Annotated in this window: 14 protein-coding genes; 11 read left to right on the plus strand and 3 right to left on the minus strand. The window is 72.9% G+C overall.

Annotated elements, in window-relative coordinates; genetic code table 11:
* The first annotated feature begins 209 nt into the window (after positions 1-209).
* The 5 genes from A3Q37_RS13710 (at position 210) to A3Q37_RS13730 (ending at position 5,720) form a co-directional block, all read left to right on the plus strand.
* A complete protein-coding gene (locus A3Q37_RS13710; RefSeq protein ID WP_065483239.1) occupies positions 210-734 on the plus strand; it encodes a toxin-antitoxin system HicB family antitoxin in 525 nt (174 codons plus the stop codon).
* A 112-nt stretch (positions 735-846) separates the two neighbouring features.
* A complete protein-coding gene (locus tag A3Q37_RS13715; protein WP_065483243.1) occupies positions 847-1,737 on the plus strand; it encodes a DUF4097 family beta strand repeat-containing protein in 891 nt (296 codons plus the stop codon).
* A 60-nt stretch (positions 1,738-1,797) separates the two neighbouring features.
* Complete coding sequence (locus A3Q37_RS13720) at positions 1,798-2,799, plus strand: ATP-binding cassette domain-containing protein (RefSeq protein ID WP_065483246.1); 1,002 nt, start codon at positions 1,798-1,800, stop codon at positions 2,797-2,799.
* Complete coding sequence (locus A3Q37_RS13725; protein ID WP_065483249.1) at positions 2,796-3,587, plus strand: ABC transporter permease; 792 nt, start codon at positions 2,796-2,798, stop codon at positions 3,585-3,587. The genes A3Q37_RS13720 and A3Q37_RS13725 overlap by 4 nt, the downstream gene beginning before the upstream one ends.
* Positions 3,588-3,809: 222 nt before the next feature.
* On the plus strand, positions 3,810-5,720 hold the full coding sequence (locus A3Q37_RS13730) for a PAS domain-containing protein (RefSeq protein WP_065483252.1): 1,911 nt from the start codon (positions 3,810-3,812) through the stop codon (positions 5,718-5,720).
* Here the strand turns inward: A3Q37_RS13730 and A3Q37_RS13735 are convergent.
* Both A3Q37_RS13735 and A3Q37_RS13740 read right to left on the minus strand, forming a co-directional pair.
* Positions 5,707-7,101, minus strand: coding sequence for a HAMP domain-containing sensor histidine kinase (locus A3Q37_RS13735; RefSeq protein ID WP_065483255.1), 1,395 nt, complete (start codon positions 7,099-7,101; stop codon positions 5,707-5,709). The two genes, A3Q37_RS13730 and A3Q37_RS13735, sit on opposite strands and share 14 nt — an antisense overlap.
* Positions 7,098-7,808 (minus strand): response regulator transcription factor, encoded by a 711-nt coding sequence (locus A3Q37_RS13740; protein WP_107471534.1) that lies wholly within the window; start codon positions 7,806-7,808, stop codon positions 7,098-7,100. Before A3Q37_RS13740 ends, A3Q37_RS13735 begins: the two co-directional genes overlap by 4 nt.
* Before the next feature lie 77 nt (positions 7,809-7,885).
* Between A3Q37_RS13740 and A3Q37_RS13745 the strand changes: the two genes are divergently transcribed.
* From A3Q37_RS13745 to A3Q37_RS13770, 6 genes are all read left to right on the plus strand, one after another.
* A complete protein-coding gene (locus A3Q37_RS13745; RefSeq protein ID WP_065483262.1) occupies positions 7,886-8,473 on the plus strand; it encodes a hypothetical protein in 588 nt (195 codons plus the stop codon).
* Between the two features lie 430 nt (positions 8,474-8,903).
* The gene (locus A3Q37_RS13750; protein WP_218064555.1) at positions 8,904-10,181 is read left to right on the plus strand and encodes a choice-of-anchor A family protein; all 1,278 of its coding nucleotides are present in this window, start codon (positions 8,904-8,906) and stop codon (positions 10,179-10,181) included.
* A 218-nt stretch (positions 10,182-10,399) separates the two neighbouring features.
* Complete coding sequence (locus A3Q37_RS38215) at positions 10,400-11,299, plus strand: peptidoglycan-binding protein (protein WP_065483268.1); 900 nt, start codon at positions 10,400-10,402, stop codon at positions 11,297-11,299.
* Positions 11,296-11,718 carry a hypothetical protein gene (locus A3Q37_RS13760; protein WP_065483270.1) on the plus strand — a complete coding sequence of 141 codons (423 nt, stop codon included), beginning with the start codon at positions 11,296-11,298 and terminating at the stop codon, positions 11,716-11,718. Before A3Q37_RS38215 ends, A3Q37_RS13760 begins: the two co-directional genes overlap by 4 nt.
* Positions 11,719-11,956: 238 nt before the next feature.
* Positions 11,957-12,871 (plus strand): diiron oxygenase, encoded by a 915-nt coding sequence (locus A3Q37_RS13765; protein WP_065483272.1) that lies wholly within the window; start codon positions 11,957-11,959, stop codon positions 12,869-12,871.
* Positions 12,872-12,880: 9 nt separating this feature from the next.
* Positions 12,881-14,557: an FAD-dependent oxidoreductase gene (locus A3Q37_RS13770; protein WP_065483275.1), complete on the plus strand. Its 1,677-nt coding sequence runs from the start codon at positions 12,881-12,883 to the stop codon at positions 14,555-14,557.
* 119 nt (positions 14,558-14,676) lie between these two features.
* On the opposite strand, the gene A3Q37_RS13775 is transcribed toward A3Q37_RS13770, so the two are convergent.
* On the minus strand, positions 14,677-16,116 hold the full coding sequence (locus tag A3Q37_RS13775; protein WP_065483373.1) for an MFS transporter: 1,440 nt from the start codon (positions 16,114-16,116) through the stop codon (positions 14,677-14,679).
* Positions 16,117-16,289 lie beyond the last annotated feature (173 nt).

The raw sequence follows: 16,289 nt of genomic DNA on the forward strand, positions 1-16,289 counted from the left end.
GCGGCGGAAGGAGGGTGTGCCACGCGGAGGCGCTGGTGCGCCATGGTGGCACCATGTGGCGCCGAGGTGATGCCATTCGAGGGTGGGTGGGGTGTCGCCATGGTGCTGTCGTGGGGTTGCTGGTCGTTGCTGTGCAGGTCAGAGGGGGTTCTCGGGTTCTTGCGCCAGAGTGGCTCGACGTGGTGCCATTCATGTGCCATGATGGCGTCATGGACCTCACCCCGTACGTCGACAATCTCCGGCGGGAACTCGCCGTCGCCGCGGATGCCGGCGGTGACGAAGCCCGTGCTCTTGCCGAGCGGCTCAGTGCTCCTCTGGAGTCTGCTGTCCGGCTGACCCTGCTCAACGTGCTCTCCGCGGCCATGAGCGACGTCACCCGGGAGTTGGCTCCCGGCTCGGTCGACGTACGGCTGCGCGGGCTCGATCCCGAGTTCGTGGTGACATCGCCGCCGGCGCCCGAGCCCGTGCGGGAGGAGCGGGAGCCGGTCGTGGCTCCCGTCGTGGCCGTGCCGCCCGCCGCGGAGGCCGACGACGGCACCATGGTCCGGATCAACCTCCGTCTCCCCGCCCACCTCAAGGGCCGCGCCGAGGGTGCGGCGGCGGCGGAGGGGCTGTCGGTCAACGCCTGGCTCGTGCGAGCCGTGTCCGTCGCCCTCGACGGCGGGGGGCGCGCGAGCGCGCCGGGCCGGGGCAAGGACTCGGGCGGTCGCGGTTTCACCGGCTGGGTCCGTTAGCGGCCGCCGGCTCACACCTCACTTCACCGGCGGATCGCCGATCCGGCCGACGTACCCCATCGACCACCACTGATCGCTCATCAACTCACCGAGCCACGAGGACGGGACAGCCATGCCTTCTTTCGATACCCCTGAGCCGATCTCCGCCGTCGTCGAGCTGGACGCCGGTACCGCCCGCATCACCGCCGGCAAGCGCACCGACACGGTCGTCGAGGTGCTCCCGGGCAACGGGGCCGACCAGGACGACGTACGCGCCGTGCGGCAGACCCAGGTCTCCTGCTCGGGCGGTCGCCTCACCGTCAGGACCCCGAAGAAGCGGACCCTGTTCGGCAAGCCGGGCTCCGTCGTCGTGAGCATCGAACTGCCCGCCGGGTCCGACGTGCGGGGCGCCTCCGCCCTGGGCGGCTTCTTCTGCGAAGGACCCCTCGGCGAGGTGCGGCTGAAGACCTCGCTCGGCGACCTCCAGGTGGACGAGGCGGCCCGCGTTGAGCTCACCACCGACCACGGCGACATCCGGCTGGCGCGCTCCACCGGGAGCGCCGAGGCCGTCGGCTCGGGCCGGGTCGAGATCGGCTCGGTCGCCGGGGCCGCGGTTGTCAAGAACGGCAACGGTACGACCGAGATCGACGAGGTCGGCGGAGAGCTGAAGGTCAACGCGGCCAACGGCGACATCTCCGTGGGCGTCGCGCACGGCGACGTCGTCGCCAAGTCCGCCAACGGCCGGATCGAGATCGGTGTCGCCCACGCCGGGGTGGAGGCGACCTCCTCCAACGGCCGCATCCGGGTCGGCGACGTGACCCGCGGGCGGATCGCCCTGCGGACGTCGGTCGGCGACCTCGAAGTGGGCATCCACGAGGGCACCGCCGCCTGGCTCGACCTGAACCCCAAGTTCGGCACCGTACGCAACTCGCTCGGCTCCGCCGCCGGTCCCGAGGACTCCGACGAGACCGTCGAGGTGCACGCCCGCAGCGGGGCCGGCGACATCGTCGTCCGCCGCGCCTGACCCCGCCCGCGCAGATCGACACCACCCCGCTCGGCTCACCGCTTGCGAAAGGGAATCAGCATGACTGTCACCCGGGCCTCCGCGCCGCGTGCCGCCCAGGCCGCGACGCAGGCGATCAGCGCCACCGGACTGCGCAAGTCCTACGGCGACAAGGTCGTGCTCGACGGCATCGACCTGTCGGTGCCGCAGGGCACCGTGTTCTCCCTGCTCGGCCCGAACGGCGCGGGCAAGACCACCGTCGTCAAGATTCTGTCCACTCTCGTCACCGCCGACGCCGGTGAACTGAGCGTCGGTGGGCACGACTTGGCCGTCGATCCGCAGGCCGTGCGTGCCGCGATCGGTGTCACCGGGCAGTTCTCCGCCGTCGACGGACTGATCACCGGCGAGGAGAACATGCTCCTGATGGCCGACCTGCACCACCTTCCCAGGCGTGAGGGGCGGCGGGTGGCCGCTGAACTCCTGGAGCGTTTCGATCTGGTGGACGCGGCGAAGAAGCCCGCCGCGGGCTACTCCGGCGGGATGAAGCGCCGTCTCGACATCGCCATGACGCTGGTCGGCGGGCCCCGGATCATCTTCCTCGACGAGCCGACCACCGGCCTGGACCCGCGCTCCCGCCACACCATGTGGGGCATCGTCCGCGAGCTGGTCGCCGACGGGGTCACCGTCTTCCTCACCACCCAGTATCTGGAGGAGGCCGACGAACTGGCCGACCGTATCGCCGTCCTCGACGGCGGGAAGATCGCCGCCGAGGGCAGCGCCGAGGAGCTGAAACGGATCGTTCCCGGCGGGCACGTCAGGCTGCGGTTCACCGATCCGGACGATTATCGGTCCGCTGCCTCCGCCCTGCGCGAGGCCGCGCGTGACGACCAGGCGCTGGTGCTGCGCCTTCCCAGCGACGGCAGTCAGCGCGAACTGCGGTCCGTCCTCGACTGGTTGGACGCGGCCGGGATCGAGGCCGACGAGCTCACCGTCCACACCCCCGACCTCGACGACGTGTTCTTCGCCCTCACGGGATCCGCCGTCCCGGCTCGGAACAACCAGCCCAAGGAGAACGCCCGATGAGCTCTCTCGCCCTCGCCGTCCGCGACGCCGACACCATGGTGCGCCGTAACCTCCTGCACGCCCGGCGCTACCCGTCCCTCACCCTCAACCTGCTCCTCACGCCTGTCATGCTCCTGCTGCTTTTCGTCTACATCTTCGGCGATGTGATGAGCGCGGGCATCGGCGGCGCGGGGGCCGACCGGTCCGCGTACATCGCCTACATCGTGCCGGGCCTGCTCCTGCTGACCATCGGCTCCACGGTGGTCGGGACCGCCGTCTCCGTCTCCAACGACATGACCGAGGGCATCATCGCCCGCTTCCGCACCATGGCCATCCACCGTGGCTCCGTGCTCGTCGGGCATGTCGTCGGCAGCGTGCTCCAGAGCGTGCTCAGCGTGGTCCTGGTCGGAGCCGTCGCCGTGGCCATCGGCTTCCGGTCCACGGACGCCACGGCCGTGGAGTGGCTGGCCGCCTTCGGACTGCTGGTGCTCTTTGCCACCGCCCTCACCTGGGTCGCCGTCGGGATGGGCCTGATCAGCCCGAACGCCGAGGCAGCCAGCAACAATGCCCTGCCGATGGTGCTGCTCCCGATGCTGTCCAGCGCCTTCATCCCGGTGGAGACGATGCCGGGCTGGTTCCGGCCGATCGCGGAGTACCAGCCCTTCACCCCGGCGATCGAGACCCTGCGCGGCCTGCTGCTCGGGACCGAGATCGGCCACCACGGCTGGCTCGCCGTCGGCTGGAGCCTCGGGCTCGTGGTCCTCGGCTACTTCTGGGCTACCGCGAAGTTCGCCCGGGATCCCCGGTAGCCGGCCGGGCCGCCGTCCGCCCGCTCGTTCTTCCTCCACCGGGCCCTCCGTGTGGGCGGTACGTCAGTGCAGGTACAGGGGCTCGTTAAGGCACTCCTAAAGATCCGGCTCACCCCGCTCTCCCCAGGGAGCAGCGGGGTGCTTCGGGGCTAGGTTGAGTCCGCCGCCCGGGTGTGGCGCCCAATGCCCATGCGAGAGAAGCCCGTTACAGGGAGCGCCGTCGTGAACAATCCGTCCCCGCCCGGTATCGGCCGTCCCGCCGCCGTCCTCGACGCGCTGCCCGACGGCCTCGTCCTCGTCGACGACAACGGCACGCTCGTCAGCGCCAATTCCATGGCCCTGGCCCTCTTCGAAACACCCGGTACGGCGCTCGTCGGGCGCGGACTGCTGGATCTGCTGCCGGACTTCGACTGGCGGCAGGTCCCGGGTCCCGTCACCGGCCTCGTAGCCGGTCCCGTCACCGGCCTCGCGCCCGGACCCGCTTCGGGCTCCGACGGGACCGGTGCGTGGATGCGGGCTGGGGCTGGGGCTGGGGTACGGACCGGGGGCCGCCGGATGAACGCCCGGCGGACCGACGGTTCCCCGTTCCAGGCCGAGGTCTCCGTCACCGGCGTCCCGGACTCCGGCGCCACGGGGCAGCTGCTCGTGCTCGTCGTCCGGGACCTCACCGGCGCGCTGGACGCCGAGGCGGAGCTCGCCGAGGCCCGGCGGCAGACGAAGGCCGTCCTGCGGGCCGTCCCCGACGGGGTCGTCGGTACGGACGCGGACGGCCGGATCGTGCTGGTCAACCCGGCCGCCGCACGCATGCTGGGCCACCGGGCGAGTGAGCTGGGGGGCCGGGAGCTCCACCCGCTGGCCCTGCACTCCCGTGCGGACGGCGAGCCGTTCCCGTTCGAGGAGTCGCCGCTCGCCGAGACCCTGCGGACCGGCCGTGCGACCGGTGTCCGGGGGCTGACCCTGTGGGACCGGGACGGCGCCCGGCTGCTCGTCGATCTGACCGTCGCGCCGGTCCGCGACGGAGACCGGGTGGCCGGTGCCGTCCTCACCTTCCGCGACCGCGGCCCGGAGCAGCGGCTCGCGCACCGGCACGCGGCCGAACTCACCGCGCAGGCCCAGCGCCACGGAGCCGAACTGCGCCGTTACGAGCAGCGGTACGAGGGGCTGGCCGAGCGCCACCGCCACCTGACCGCCGCCGTCGACGGCGCGCGGCGCGGGCACCTGGAGGAGCTGCGCGCCGAACTCGTGGCCCTGGCCGCCGACGACGCCGGTCATCTGTGGCCGGAGGCCGGGCAGTTGCTGGGCCGGCTCGCCACCGGGTACGCGCGGATGGCCGCCGTGCTCGACGACGTACTCGACCAGCAGCGGCTCGCCTCCGGAGCGGTGGAGCTGCGGCGGGAGCCGGTGGACGTCGGCCGGGTCGTACGGGACGGTGTGCGCCGGTCCACCGAGCTTCTCGGCCCCGACCGGGCGAGGTTCGCCCTGCGCAGCCCCTCGGTCGTGGCGGAGGTGGACCCGGAGCGGCTGGCCGTGGCCCTCGCACACCTCCTCGCCGATGTCGCCCTCCCGGAGGGCCACGCGCCGACGGGCCCGGCAGCGGAGGCGGAGGCGCTGACGACCGTCGTGGTGGCGGCGGAGGGCGGCGCGACCGTGCGGATCGAGGTTCGGGGACCGTACGCCGGCGGCGACCCCCTCCATCAGTCGATCGTGACGGGCATCGTGGGTGTCCACGGCGGGGCCGTGCAGTGGTACGAGGCACCGGGGACGGGCGGTGGCGTGTACGTCGTCGAGCTGCCGGTCCGCTCCGTTACCGGTACGCCGGAAGGGCTGCCCCACGCGAACACGGCCCCGGCTTCCGCCGTGCCGTACCCGGTGCCGGATGTGCCGGCCCCGGCCTCCGCTGTGCCGCCTCTGCCCTCCGCCGTTCCGCCGCCGTCGGGTCGACGGCGGCGGCGTGCCCGGCATGCGGCGGCCGAACCGGGCGCCGGGGCCGATCCCGTACCCAAGCCCGTACCAGCACCCATGTCCGTACCCACGCCGTCGTCACCGCCGTCGCCTTCGCCTTCGCTGGCGCCCGTACTCCGGTACGCGCACCCCGCCCCCGGGGTCCGCGTTCCCGTCCTCAGCCCGATGTGACCCCCGGCCGGCCGCGGCGCCGTGGTGTTCTGCGGTCGCGGCGACGGGGCTGCTCCCCGGGCAGGGCGTTGAGCTGGATCCACACCCGGATCTCCGCCCCGCCGTACATCGAGCGGCCGATCCGGACATCGCCCCCCGTGGCCTCCGCCATCTGCCGCACGATGTCCAGGCCCAGTCCCGTCGAGCCGTCCCGGCCGCCGTCGTTGCCCCGGGCGAGCGCGGCCTCGGGGTCCGCGATGCCCGGGCCCGCGTCGGAGACGAGGATGATCACCGCGTCCTGGCTCCGGTGCATGTCCAGCGAGAAGGCGGTCCCCTCCGGGGTGTGCTGGAAGACGTTGCCCAGCAGCGCGTCGAGCGCGGCCGCCATGTCGGTCCGCTGCACCGGGACGAACACCGGGGCGCCGGCGCCCGCGACGCTGATGGCGCGGTCCTCGTCCTCGGCGAGTGCCGCCCAGAAGTTCATGCGCTCGCGGATGACCTCGGACGCGTCGCACCCGGCGGCCGGGGGCTGTCCGGCGGTCCTCGGTTTGGCGTCGCGGGCCGCGCGGATGATGGTGTCCACCTCGCGTTCCAGGTGGGCGACGGCGGCGCGGGTCTGCTCGGCGGCGGTCCCCTCGCCGAGGGAGGCCGCGTTGAGCCGCAGCACGGTCAGCGGGGTGCGCAGGCGGTGCGAGAGGTCGGCGGCCAGTTCCCGTTCGTTGGCGAGGAGTTCGACGACCTGGCCGGCCATGGCGTTGAACGCCTGGGCGGCCCGCCGCAGTTCGCCGGGCCCCTCCTCCGGGACCCGGACCTCCAGGCTGCCCCGGCCGAGCTGCTGCGCCGCGCCGGCCAGTCGCTCGGCAGGCCGGGTCATCCGGATGCCCAGGCGGTCCGCGACCAGCACCGAACCGGTGACCAGGGCGATGCCGACCCCGGCCAGCACGAGCCAGGCGAAGGCCACCCCGCGGCCGACCTCCGCCTCCGGTACGAACACCTCGACGATGCAGATCTTCCCGGAGCCCAGGGCGAAGGGCTGGAGGAACGCCGAACCCCCGGGCACGGCCGTGACCCCGGCGTGCTTGAGTTCGCGGGCGATCTCCACCGCCTCGTGATCGGCCCGGACCCGGCCCATCTCCGCCTCTCCGCCGCCGCCCTTGGAAGCGGGGAGGTGGACGGCCATGCGCCCGGCCGCGCCCGCCTCGGTGGACAGGACGGCCTGAAGCAGCTGTTCACGGTCGGTGGTGATGGAGAGCGTCGGGCCGAGCGCGTTCGCCTGCCGTTCGGCCTGGGAGAAGGCCCGGTCCGAGGCCATCTCCTTGACGACCAGGGCGAGCGGGACCGCGAAGGCCAGGACGACCATGCCGGTGACGGCGAGACAGACCTTGATGAGTGCCCATCTCACCGCGGTGGTTCCAGTTTCACGCCGACGCCCCGGTAGGTGTGCAGATAGCGCGGGCTGGCGGCGGATTCGCCCAGCTTCCGGCGCAGCCAGGACAGATGGACGTCCACGGTCTTGTCGGCGCCGTAGGGCTGGTTCCAGACCCGGGCCAGCAGCTCCTTGCGCGGGACGACCCGGCCGGGGCGCTCGGCGAGATAGGCTAGGAGGTCGAACTCGCGGCGCGTCAGGTCCAGTTCCGTACCGTCCAGGGTGGCGGCCCGGCGCGTCGGGTCGACGGATATGCCGCCGACGCTGATCACTTCGGGTATCGGTGCGGCGGCGGTGCCCCGGCCCCGGCCGCCCGTGCCCGCGCCGGAACGCCTGAGGACGGCGGCGATGCGGGCGGTGAGGTGCTCGGCCGAGAACGGCTTGGTCAGGTAGTCGTCGGCGCCGTCGTTGAGCAGGCGGACGATGCCCGCCTCGTCGTCCCGGGCCGTCGCGATGATCACGGGGACGTCGGCTATGCCGCGGAGCATCTTCAGGGCCTTGCCGCCGTCGAGGTCCGGCAGGCCCAGGTCGAGTATCACCACATCGAAAGGGAGCTGGGAGATCTCGCGCAACGCCTCCAGTGCGGTGCCCACACTCCGCACGCTGTGGGAGGCGTCGGTGAGGTGCCTAATGAGGGCAGCGCGTACGAAGTGGTCGTCCTCGACCAGGAGCACACTAGCCATGTTCGGAACCGTACGCTATTCAATGAATCGATTTGCAGGGCCTTCGGCGAAGAATCCTCAGCGGACCATGGATCAGGATGCGACGACTACTGAAGCAGGGAATTGCCTGGACGCTGTCCACTGCGGCGGCGGGCACGTTGTCGTGGTGGGGTGTTCACACGGTGATGGCGGCCACCGCCTATCCCCCGCCGTCCCCGATAGCGCTGACGGATACGCGGGTGGAGGAAAAGGGGCGGGGCACCCCCGAGCCCGTCTCCACCCACCGCCCGGGCGGCCCGGGGAGGACGGCCGGGCCGTCGCCGACGGACGCGGGCGACGAGCGGGCGGGGAAGTCCTCGCCGGAACCCACGCGGAGCGCCGGGGCGGACCCGACTTCCACCCGCACCGGTGCCTCCGCGTCGGCGCAGCCGGGCGGGGGCGGGGCGGCGGGCGGTTCGCAGGGCGGGGAGGTCAAGGGCTATTCCGTCGACGGCGGGCGCGTCACCTTCGACATGAAGCGCGACCACGCGGAGCTCGTCTCGGCGACCCCGAACGCGGGGTGGCGGATGCAGATCTGGGAGCACCCGCTGTGGATCCGGGTGACCTTCACCGACGGCGACCGCGAGATCAGCGTCTTCTGTAGCTGGCACGAGCACCCGCCCCTGGTCGAGATCGAGGGCCAGTGAGGTCGAGGGGGCGGTGAGGTCGATGCGCGGTGTCCCGTGGCCGGTGGCAGCCCCGACCGTCCGTAACGATCCGGACTCGGCAGCGTTAACCCCGCCTCCCGGCGGTACGGCGGACAGGCCGGGCCTCCCGAGCGGTTTTCCGTACGCCTCATAACTCCTTATAACTGCCTTAACCAAGCGCTGAGATCGCGTTATCCCCTTCCCGTGAGGGGTTTCGTAAGGGGTGTGATTACGCCTCTGTTTGGAGGTGATCACCGCTGCTATGGTCACCGCTGTGCGCAAGCGAGAACTTACTTTCAAAAGTACCGGCATAACGGCCGCACTGGCCCTTTCGCTCGGTCTCATCGGTGCCGGAACAATCATTTCGGCCGGCCCCGCATTCGCTACGGGAAGTGCGGGTGTATCGGATGGGTGCCCTGCTCCCGGGGAAATGCCCGGACTCGGCCATTCCCCGACGTTCACGGACGGCGGTGTCGCCCTTTTCGCGGGCGGTGACTACACCGCCGAGGGCGGATCGGCGGAGGCCGAGGGGCTTCTCGTCGTCGGCGGGAACGCCACGTTCGCCAAGAGCGGCGGGGTCTTCAACGTCGGGCGGGTCGGCATGGGTTCGGGGATCATCCCCGCCGCGGGCAGTCCGATGCTCGCCGTCGGGGGAGACCTGTCGGTCGGCCCGGGGGTGACCCTCGACGTGGGACACGGCCTCACCTCCGGTCCCCGATACGGCGGTTCGGTCCGCGTGGGCGGCACGCTGGACGTCCGGGGCCGGCTGGAGACGAACGGCGGTGAGAGCCCCGACGGGCTCGGCCGGGACGCGGCCCTGAAGCCGCACGCCGGATTCGGCGGCACGATCAGGAAGGAGTCGGCGGCGCTCGGTGCGCTCAAGGCCACCGGGACGACCGAGGCGAAGGGCGGTTCGGTCACCTTCCGCGGGGCCGGCCCGGCCAAGGGCGGGCTTCAGGTCTTCGAGATCTCCGCCGCCGACATCAACAACGTCTCGACCTTCACCTTCGCGTCCATACCGGCCGGATCCTCCGTCGTCGTCAATGTCACCGGTTCCCGGGCCGTGACCATTTCCCCCATGGCGGTCGGCTTCGACAACGACCGGGTCGACGTCTACGGGTCGTCGAAATTCGGTGAAGCCGCTTCACGAATTCTTTACAACTTCACGGATTCCCCTTCGCTGACCCTGGGCGGCGGAGGCAACTTCATGGGGTCGGTTCTCGCCCCCGAGGCCTCCGCGGACATCACCGCGAGCACCAACGGCCGCCTGTACGTCGGGGGAGATCTGACAACGCGCGGCGCGGGCAACGAGAGCCACAACTACCCCTGGAACGGCACTCCGCCCTTCTCCTGCGAGCCCGGCGAGCCCGGCAAGCCAGGTGAACCGAGCACGCCGGACGAGCCGTCCACCCCGTCGCCGACGCCTCCCGGAACTCCGGACGAGCCCGGCGGCCCGGACGAGCCCGAGACCCCGGGGGCGACGCCCGAGCAGCCCGGAACCCCGTCCCGGCCCGCGGAGAGGACTCCGTCCGCCACGCCGTCGGAGCCGTCCGCCACCCCGTCGGAATCCGCTCCGCCGCCCGGCAAGGACGGATCCCTCGCCACCACCGGCGCGGGCCCCACGGTGATGATCTCGGTCGCGGCCGCCCTGGTGCTCGCCGCCGGCGCGGCCATCGCCTTCATGGCGCGACGCCGCCGCCGGGCGTGACGCACCGGACCGGGTGACCGGCCGGACGGGCGGGGTGGCGCATCCGCGTCGCCCCGCCCCCCCCCGCAGCCCGTCCCGCACTCCCACCGCCGGCCCCGCCCGCGCCGGCCCGGTCCCGGCCCCGCCCGCCGCCGGTCTTGCCCCGCCGGTCCCGGTGGCGCCGTCCGTCCGGCGTACTCCGCAGCGCGACCCACCACGAGAACGGAGGCCTCAGGCCCATGACTTCCCGGCAGCACGCGCGAACCGGCCCGCAGGGGGGTGCGGGTGCGCCGCCACAGGGCGTCGTCTGCTTCGAGGCGAGCCCCGTGTTCGGGTATCTGGCCCCGCCGGACGGCGCCGAGGACACCATCGAGCAGGAGGTCCTCAGCCTCTTCGCGGAACCGCCGGCCCGGCCCGCCGCGGCGGACGGGCCACGGCCCGATCCGAAGCCCGGGCCCGCCCCGGAACCGGAGCCGGACGCCGTGGCGCTGTCCCGTACCCCCGGTCCGCCCGACGCCCGCCGCCGTGCCCGCTACCGCACGTTCGCCTGGATCGTCGCGTGCGCCGCGGTGGCCTGTGCCGCCTCCGCCGCCGTCCTGTACGGGCTCGTCGGCGCCCGGGAACCCGACCGGCTCGTCGCCGTCGACGGGCCGCTGCCGGTCGCCCCGGTGCCGCCGCCCGCGACCGAGGGCTCCGTGGCCCCCGTGCCCGAGCCGACGCCCGATGGCACCGCCACGGCCACCGCTCCCGCCCCCGTGACGCCCACCCCCGTGGCGCCGTCGTCCGCCGCCCCCACGCGGAGCCCGAGTGCGACGCCGGGCGAGGCCACCCGTACCCCCTCGGCTTCCCCGAGCCCCGCACCGCCGCCCGCGCGGCCGTCCCGCCGGCCGTCCGCCCCGCCCACGCTGTCCGTCGGCAGCACGGGGCCCGACGTCGCCGATCTCCAGTGGCGGCTTGACCGGCTGCACCTCTTCCACGGGCCGTACGACGGTGTGTACGACGACGGCGTGGCCACCGCCGTGCACCGGTTCCAGTGGATACGGGGCGTCGACGATCCGGCCGGTGTGTACGGCCCCGCCACGCGGGCAGCCCTCCTGGCGGAGACGGGCGCGGGCGACGGCTCCGGACCTGCCGCATGAGTACGTTCGCGCGGGGCGTGTGCGAGTCCTGCGGGCGAGGGGTGGCCCTCGGCCCGGTCACCGGCGCTCCTCGCAGGTTCTGCGGGGAGGGCTGCCGCCAGGACGCCCACCGGCGGCGACTGCGCGCGTCCTTCACCCCGAAGGCCGTCGCGTCCGTCGTGCCCCGGCCCGCCCCCGGAGGCGATGGACCGTTCATGCGGCGGCCCGCGCCGCCCGTCCCGTCCGCCGAGGCGGTGACGGATCTGGCCAGGCGGGTGCGGGAACAGGCCCACGACCTCGTCCGCCGGCTGCCCACCGCCGATGACGAGGAGGCCCTGCGGCGGGTCGCCCAGTTGCGCGAGCAGCTCGACGGACTGACGGCTGCGGTCGTCGGACGGGCCTGCCGGGGCCCCGGCAGGCCCGGGCGGATCAGGGAGTGAAGTTCCCTTGCTCCGCGCGGAGATGTGCGGAGATGTGGTGAGGTCCCGGGCCGATTTCTACCGAGGGGTAGGCGGCCCGGGATCCTTGTTATACCTTGCGTCTAACAAGCGGGTGGAGTGCCCGGGTGGCGGTGCGGGCCGTCGCCATCGGCTCCGTACGGCCCGTAACAGCACGGCTGTCGACGTACGCACATCACCACGATCAAGGATCACCGCACTCGACCCAAGGAGCCGCAGCATGGCCGGCAGCACTGTTCCGTCGAAGGTCCAGGAAAGTCCCGAGGGCGACGACGTCGCGCGGCGGCTGCTCGGTTCGGCCGCGCAGCTGGCGTACGACCCGGCCACCGAGGTGGACTGGGACACGCCGCTGGACAAGGAGTTCCACGGCGCGAGCCCGGAGTGGTGCAGCCTCTACGGCACCGCGTACTGGGGTGAGTTGACCGAGGCTCAGCGCAAGGAGCTGACCCGGCAGGAGGCGGCCTCGGTCGCCAGCACGGGCATCTGGTTCGAGATGATCCTCCAGCAGATGGTGCTGCGGGACATCTACATGAAGAACCCGGCCGGCGCGGAGTTCCAGTGGGCGCTCACCGAGATAGCCGAGGAGTGCCGCCACTCGATCATGTTCGCGCGCGGCGCGCAGAAGCTGGGCGCGCCCCACTACCGGCCGCGCCGCGCGGTGATGGAACTGGGCCGGGCCTTCAAGACGCTGGCGTTCGGCGAGGCGGCGTACGCGGCGATCCTGGTCGCCGAGGAGGTCCTCGACGTGATGCAGCGGGACTGGATGCGCGACGAGCGGGTCGTGCCGTTCGTCCGCACCATCAACAACATCCACGTCGTGGAGGAGTCCCGGCACATGAAGTTCGCCCGGGACGAGACCCTCAAGCGGCTGGAGGGCGCGGGGTGGGCGCGGCGGCAGATCAACGCGTTCGTCGTCGCCGTCGCCTCGTACTTCATCGTGACCAGCATGGTGAACCCGGAGGTCTACCGGAAGGCCGGGCTCGACAAGCGGCGTGCGCTGGCCGCCGCCAAGTCCAACGCGCACCACAAGTCGATGATGCGGTCCAGCTGTTCGGGGCTGATGGACTTCCTGGCCTCCGCCCGTCTGCTCACCAAGCCCGCCCTCGCGTTCTACAAGCGCGCGAACCTGATCTGAGCCGGGGTCATGACCTACGCGATCACCCAGACCTGCTGCAACGACGCCACCTGCGTGGCCGTGTGCCCGGTCAACTGCATCCACCCGACGCCGGAGGAACGCGCCTTCGGCTCCACGGAGATGCTGCACATCGACCCGCGGGCGTGCATCGACTGCGGGGCCTGCGCGGACGCCTGCCCGGTGGACGCGATCTTCCCGGTGGACTCGCTGTCCGCCGGGCAGCGGGAGTACGCGGACATCAACGCCGCCTACTACGCGGGCGCCGAACCGCTCGCGGCGGAGGTCGACGGGCCCAACTTCCACGCCTGGGGCGAGCCCGTCTTCGAGCGGAACCTGCCCTCCGACTTCGGGCCGCTGCGGGTCGCCGTCGTCGGCACCGGGCCCGCCGGGATGTACGCGGCACAGGACCTGCTGCTGCACACCGCCGCCGAGGTGACCCTGATCGACCGGCTGCCGGTGGCGGGCGGGCTCGTCCGGTACGGGGTGGCCCCCGACCACCCCGCGACGAAGAAGGTCGGCGACACCTTCTCCCGCTTCCACTCCCACCCCCGGGTCCGGATGCACCTGGGGATCGAGGTGGGCCGGGACGTCACGGCCGAGGAGCTGTCGGCCCACCACGACGCGGTGATCTACGCGGTCGGCGCGTCCACGGACAAGCGGCTCGGGGTGCCGGGGGAGGAGCTGCCCGGCTGTCTGTCGGCCACGGCGTTCGTCGCCTGGTACAACGCCCACCCGGAGGCCGTCGCGCAGGGCGTCGATCTGTCGGCCGAGCGGGTCGTCGTGGTGGGCAACGGCAATGTCGCCCTCGACGTCGCCCGGATCCTCGTCGCCGACCCGGAGGCCCTCGCGGCCACGGACATCGCCGCCCACGCGCTGGAGGCCCTGCGGGCGAGCCGGGTCCGGGAGGTGGTGGTGCTGGGACGGCGGGGTCCCGAGGACGCCGCGTACACCCGCTCCGAACTCCTCGCGTTGAAGCATGTGCCGGGCGTGGAGCTGGTGGTGGACGACCACGATCCGCGTACGGCGGCGGCGATCGACGCGGCCGGGGCGGGTGACCGTGCCGCGGTGCTCAAGGGGCTCGCCCGGGTACGGACGGACGCCGCGTCCCCCGCGGGCGATGGGCGCCGCATCGTGCTCCGCTTCCACTCCGAGGTCGTGGAGATCCCGGGAGGGGGGCAGGGCGAGGGCGGTGGTGTGCGGTCCGTACGTGTCACGGACGGCGGCGGCGCGGGCGCGGTGGACCTGGGCGCCGGGCTGTTGCTGCGGGCCATCGGGTATCGCGGACTCCCTGTCCCCGGGCTGCCGTTCGACGAGACCTCGGGCACCGTCCCGCACGAGGGCGGCCGGGTGGCCGGGATACCCGGCAGCTATGTGGTCGGCTGGATCAAGCGCGGGCCGTCCGGCGGGATCGGCGCCAACCGCACGTGCGCGGCCGAGACGGTCGGCACGCTCCTGGCCGACGCGGTCGCCGGGGCGCTGCCCGCGCCGACGGGCGACGCCAAGGCGTTCGGGCGTCTCGCCCGGCGGCGTAACCGCAGGGTCGTGGACGCCCGGGGCCTGGCCGCGATCGACCGCGCCGAACGGGACCGGGGGCGGCGCGACGGCCGGCCCCGGGTGAAGCTCGCCACTGTGGAGGAGCTGGTGGCCACGGCGCGGTCGGGGCGGTTGCTGCGGCTGGGCCGCTGACGTACACCCCTAGGGCCTGTCGTACGACATACGGCCCGGGGCCCCGAGGCCCGGCGGTTCACCCCGCCGGACCCAGGACCCCGGGCCGCAGCCCGTCCCCGTACTCGTACGCGTACCGCTCAGGCCTTGGCCTCCGTCGCCTCCGCCACCTCCACCTCTGTCGCGTCGGAGGTGGCGGCGGGCCGGAGCGGTGCGGTCGCCGGGTGTACGGGGATGAGGGCGGCGACGACCGCGGCGGCGAGGCCGACCCCGCAGCCGATCAGCATCGCGGCCCGGAAGCCGTTCTCGGAGGGCAGCGGGAAGCCGCCGAAGTCCGTGGTCATCCGGGCCAGGACCACGCCGATCACCGCCGCCGCGAACGACGTGCCGATCGAGCGCATCAGGGAGTTGAAGCTGTTCGCCGACGCGGTCTCGGACTGGGGCACCGCGCCCATGATGAGCGCGGGCATCGCCCCGTACGCGAAGCCGACGCCGGAGTTGCAGACGAGGGTGACGAGCAGCAGGCTCCACGGGGAGCCGGTGCCGATCAGCGGGACGGACAGGCCGTAGCCGGCCGCGATGAGCAGGCTGCCTACGGCCAGGGTGACCTTCGGGCCCTTGGCGGCGGACAGCTTCGCGCCGACCGGGGACATCGCCATCATCATCAGGCCCGCCGGGGCCATCCACAGGCCCATCGCGAGCATCGACTGCCCCAGGCCGTAGCCGGTGGCTTCGGGCAGCTGGAGCAGCTGGGGCACGACGAGGGACTGGGCGTACATCGCGAAGCCGACCAGGACCGAGGCGGTGTTCGTCATCAGGACCTGGGGGCGGGCGGTGACGCGCAGGTCGACCAGCGGGTCGCTCAGCCGTAGTTCCCACCAGCCCCAGGCGGGCAGCAGCACCAGCACGGCGGCGAAGAGCGTGAGCGTCGTCGCGCTGCCCCAGCCCCAGTCGGCGCCCTTGGAGACGGCGAGCAGCAGGCAGATCAGCGCGGCGCCGAGGCCGACGGCCCCGAGCAGGTCGAAGCCTCCGGACCTGGTGGCCGGGCGGTCCCCGGGGACCAGGGCCAGGATCAGCGCGCCGACCGCGAGGGCCAGCACGGCGACCACCCAGAACAGCACCCGCCAGCTGGTGTTCTCCGCGATGGCGGCGGCGAACGGCAGACCCAGCGCGCCGCCCACGCCCATCGAGGCGCTCATGATCGCGATGGACGGGCCGAGCTTCTCGGCCGGGACCACATCGCGCAGCAGGCTGATGCCGAGTGGGACCACGCCCATGCCGAGGCCCTGGAGTCCGCGCCCGGCGATCATCGGAACCACCGACGAGGACAGGGCGCAGACCACCGAGCCGAGGACCAGCGGGACGAGCGAGAGCAGCAGCATGCGCCGCTTGCCGTACATGTCGCCGAGCCGGCCGGCGACGGGCGTGGCCACGGCGGCGGCGAGCAGGGTGGCGGTGATCACCCAGGAGGCGTTCGACGCGGAGGTGTCGAACAGCTTCGGCAGCTCCGCGATCAGCGGCACCACCAGGGTCTGGGTGAGCGCCGCCACGATCCCGGCGAAGGCGAGGATGCCGACGATGCCCCCGGGGCGGGCCCCGCGGTCTCCCGGGTCGGCCGCCGGTTCTCCCTGACCGGCCGTGGGTCCTCCCGAGTGGGCTTCGGGCGGTGAACTCTCCACGAGGTGTCTCCTTCTCGGCCTTGCGGGCCTGCGGTGTCCGGGTGTCCATCTGTGCACGGTGCAATGTGCAAGGT

It is taken from the genome of Streptomyces sp. PTY087I2 (assembly GCF_001687325.1).
GTDB lineage: Bacteria > Actinomycetota > Actinomycetes > Streptomycetales > Streptomycetaceae > Streptomyces.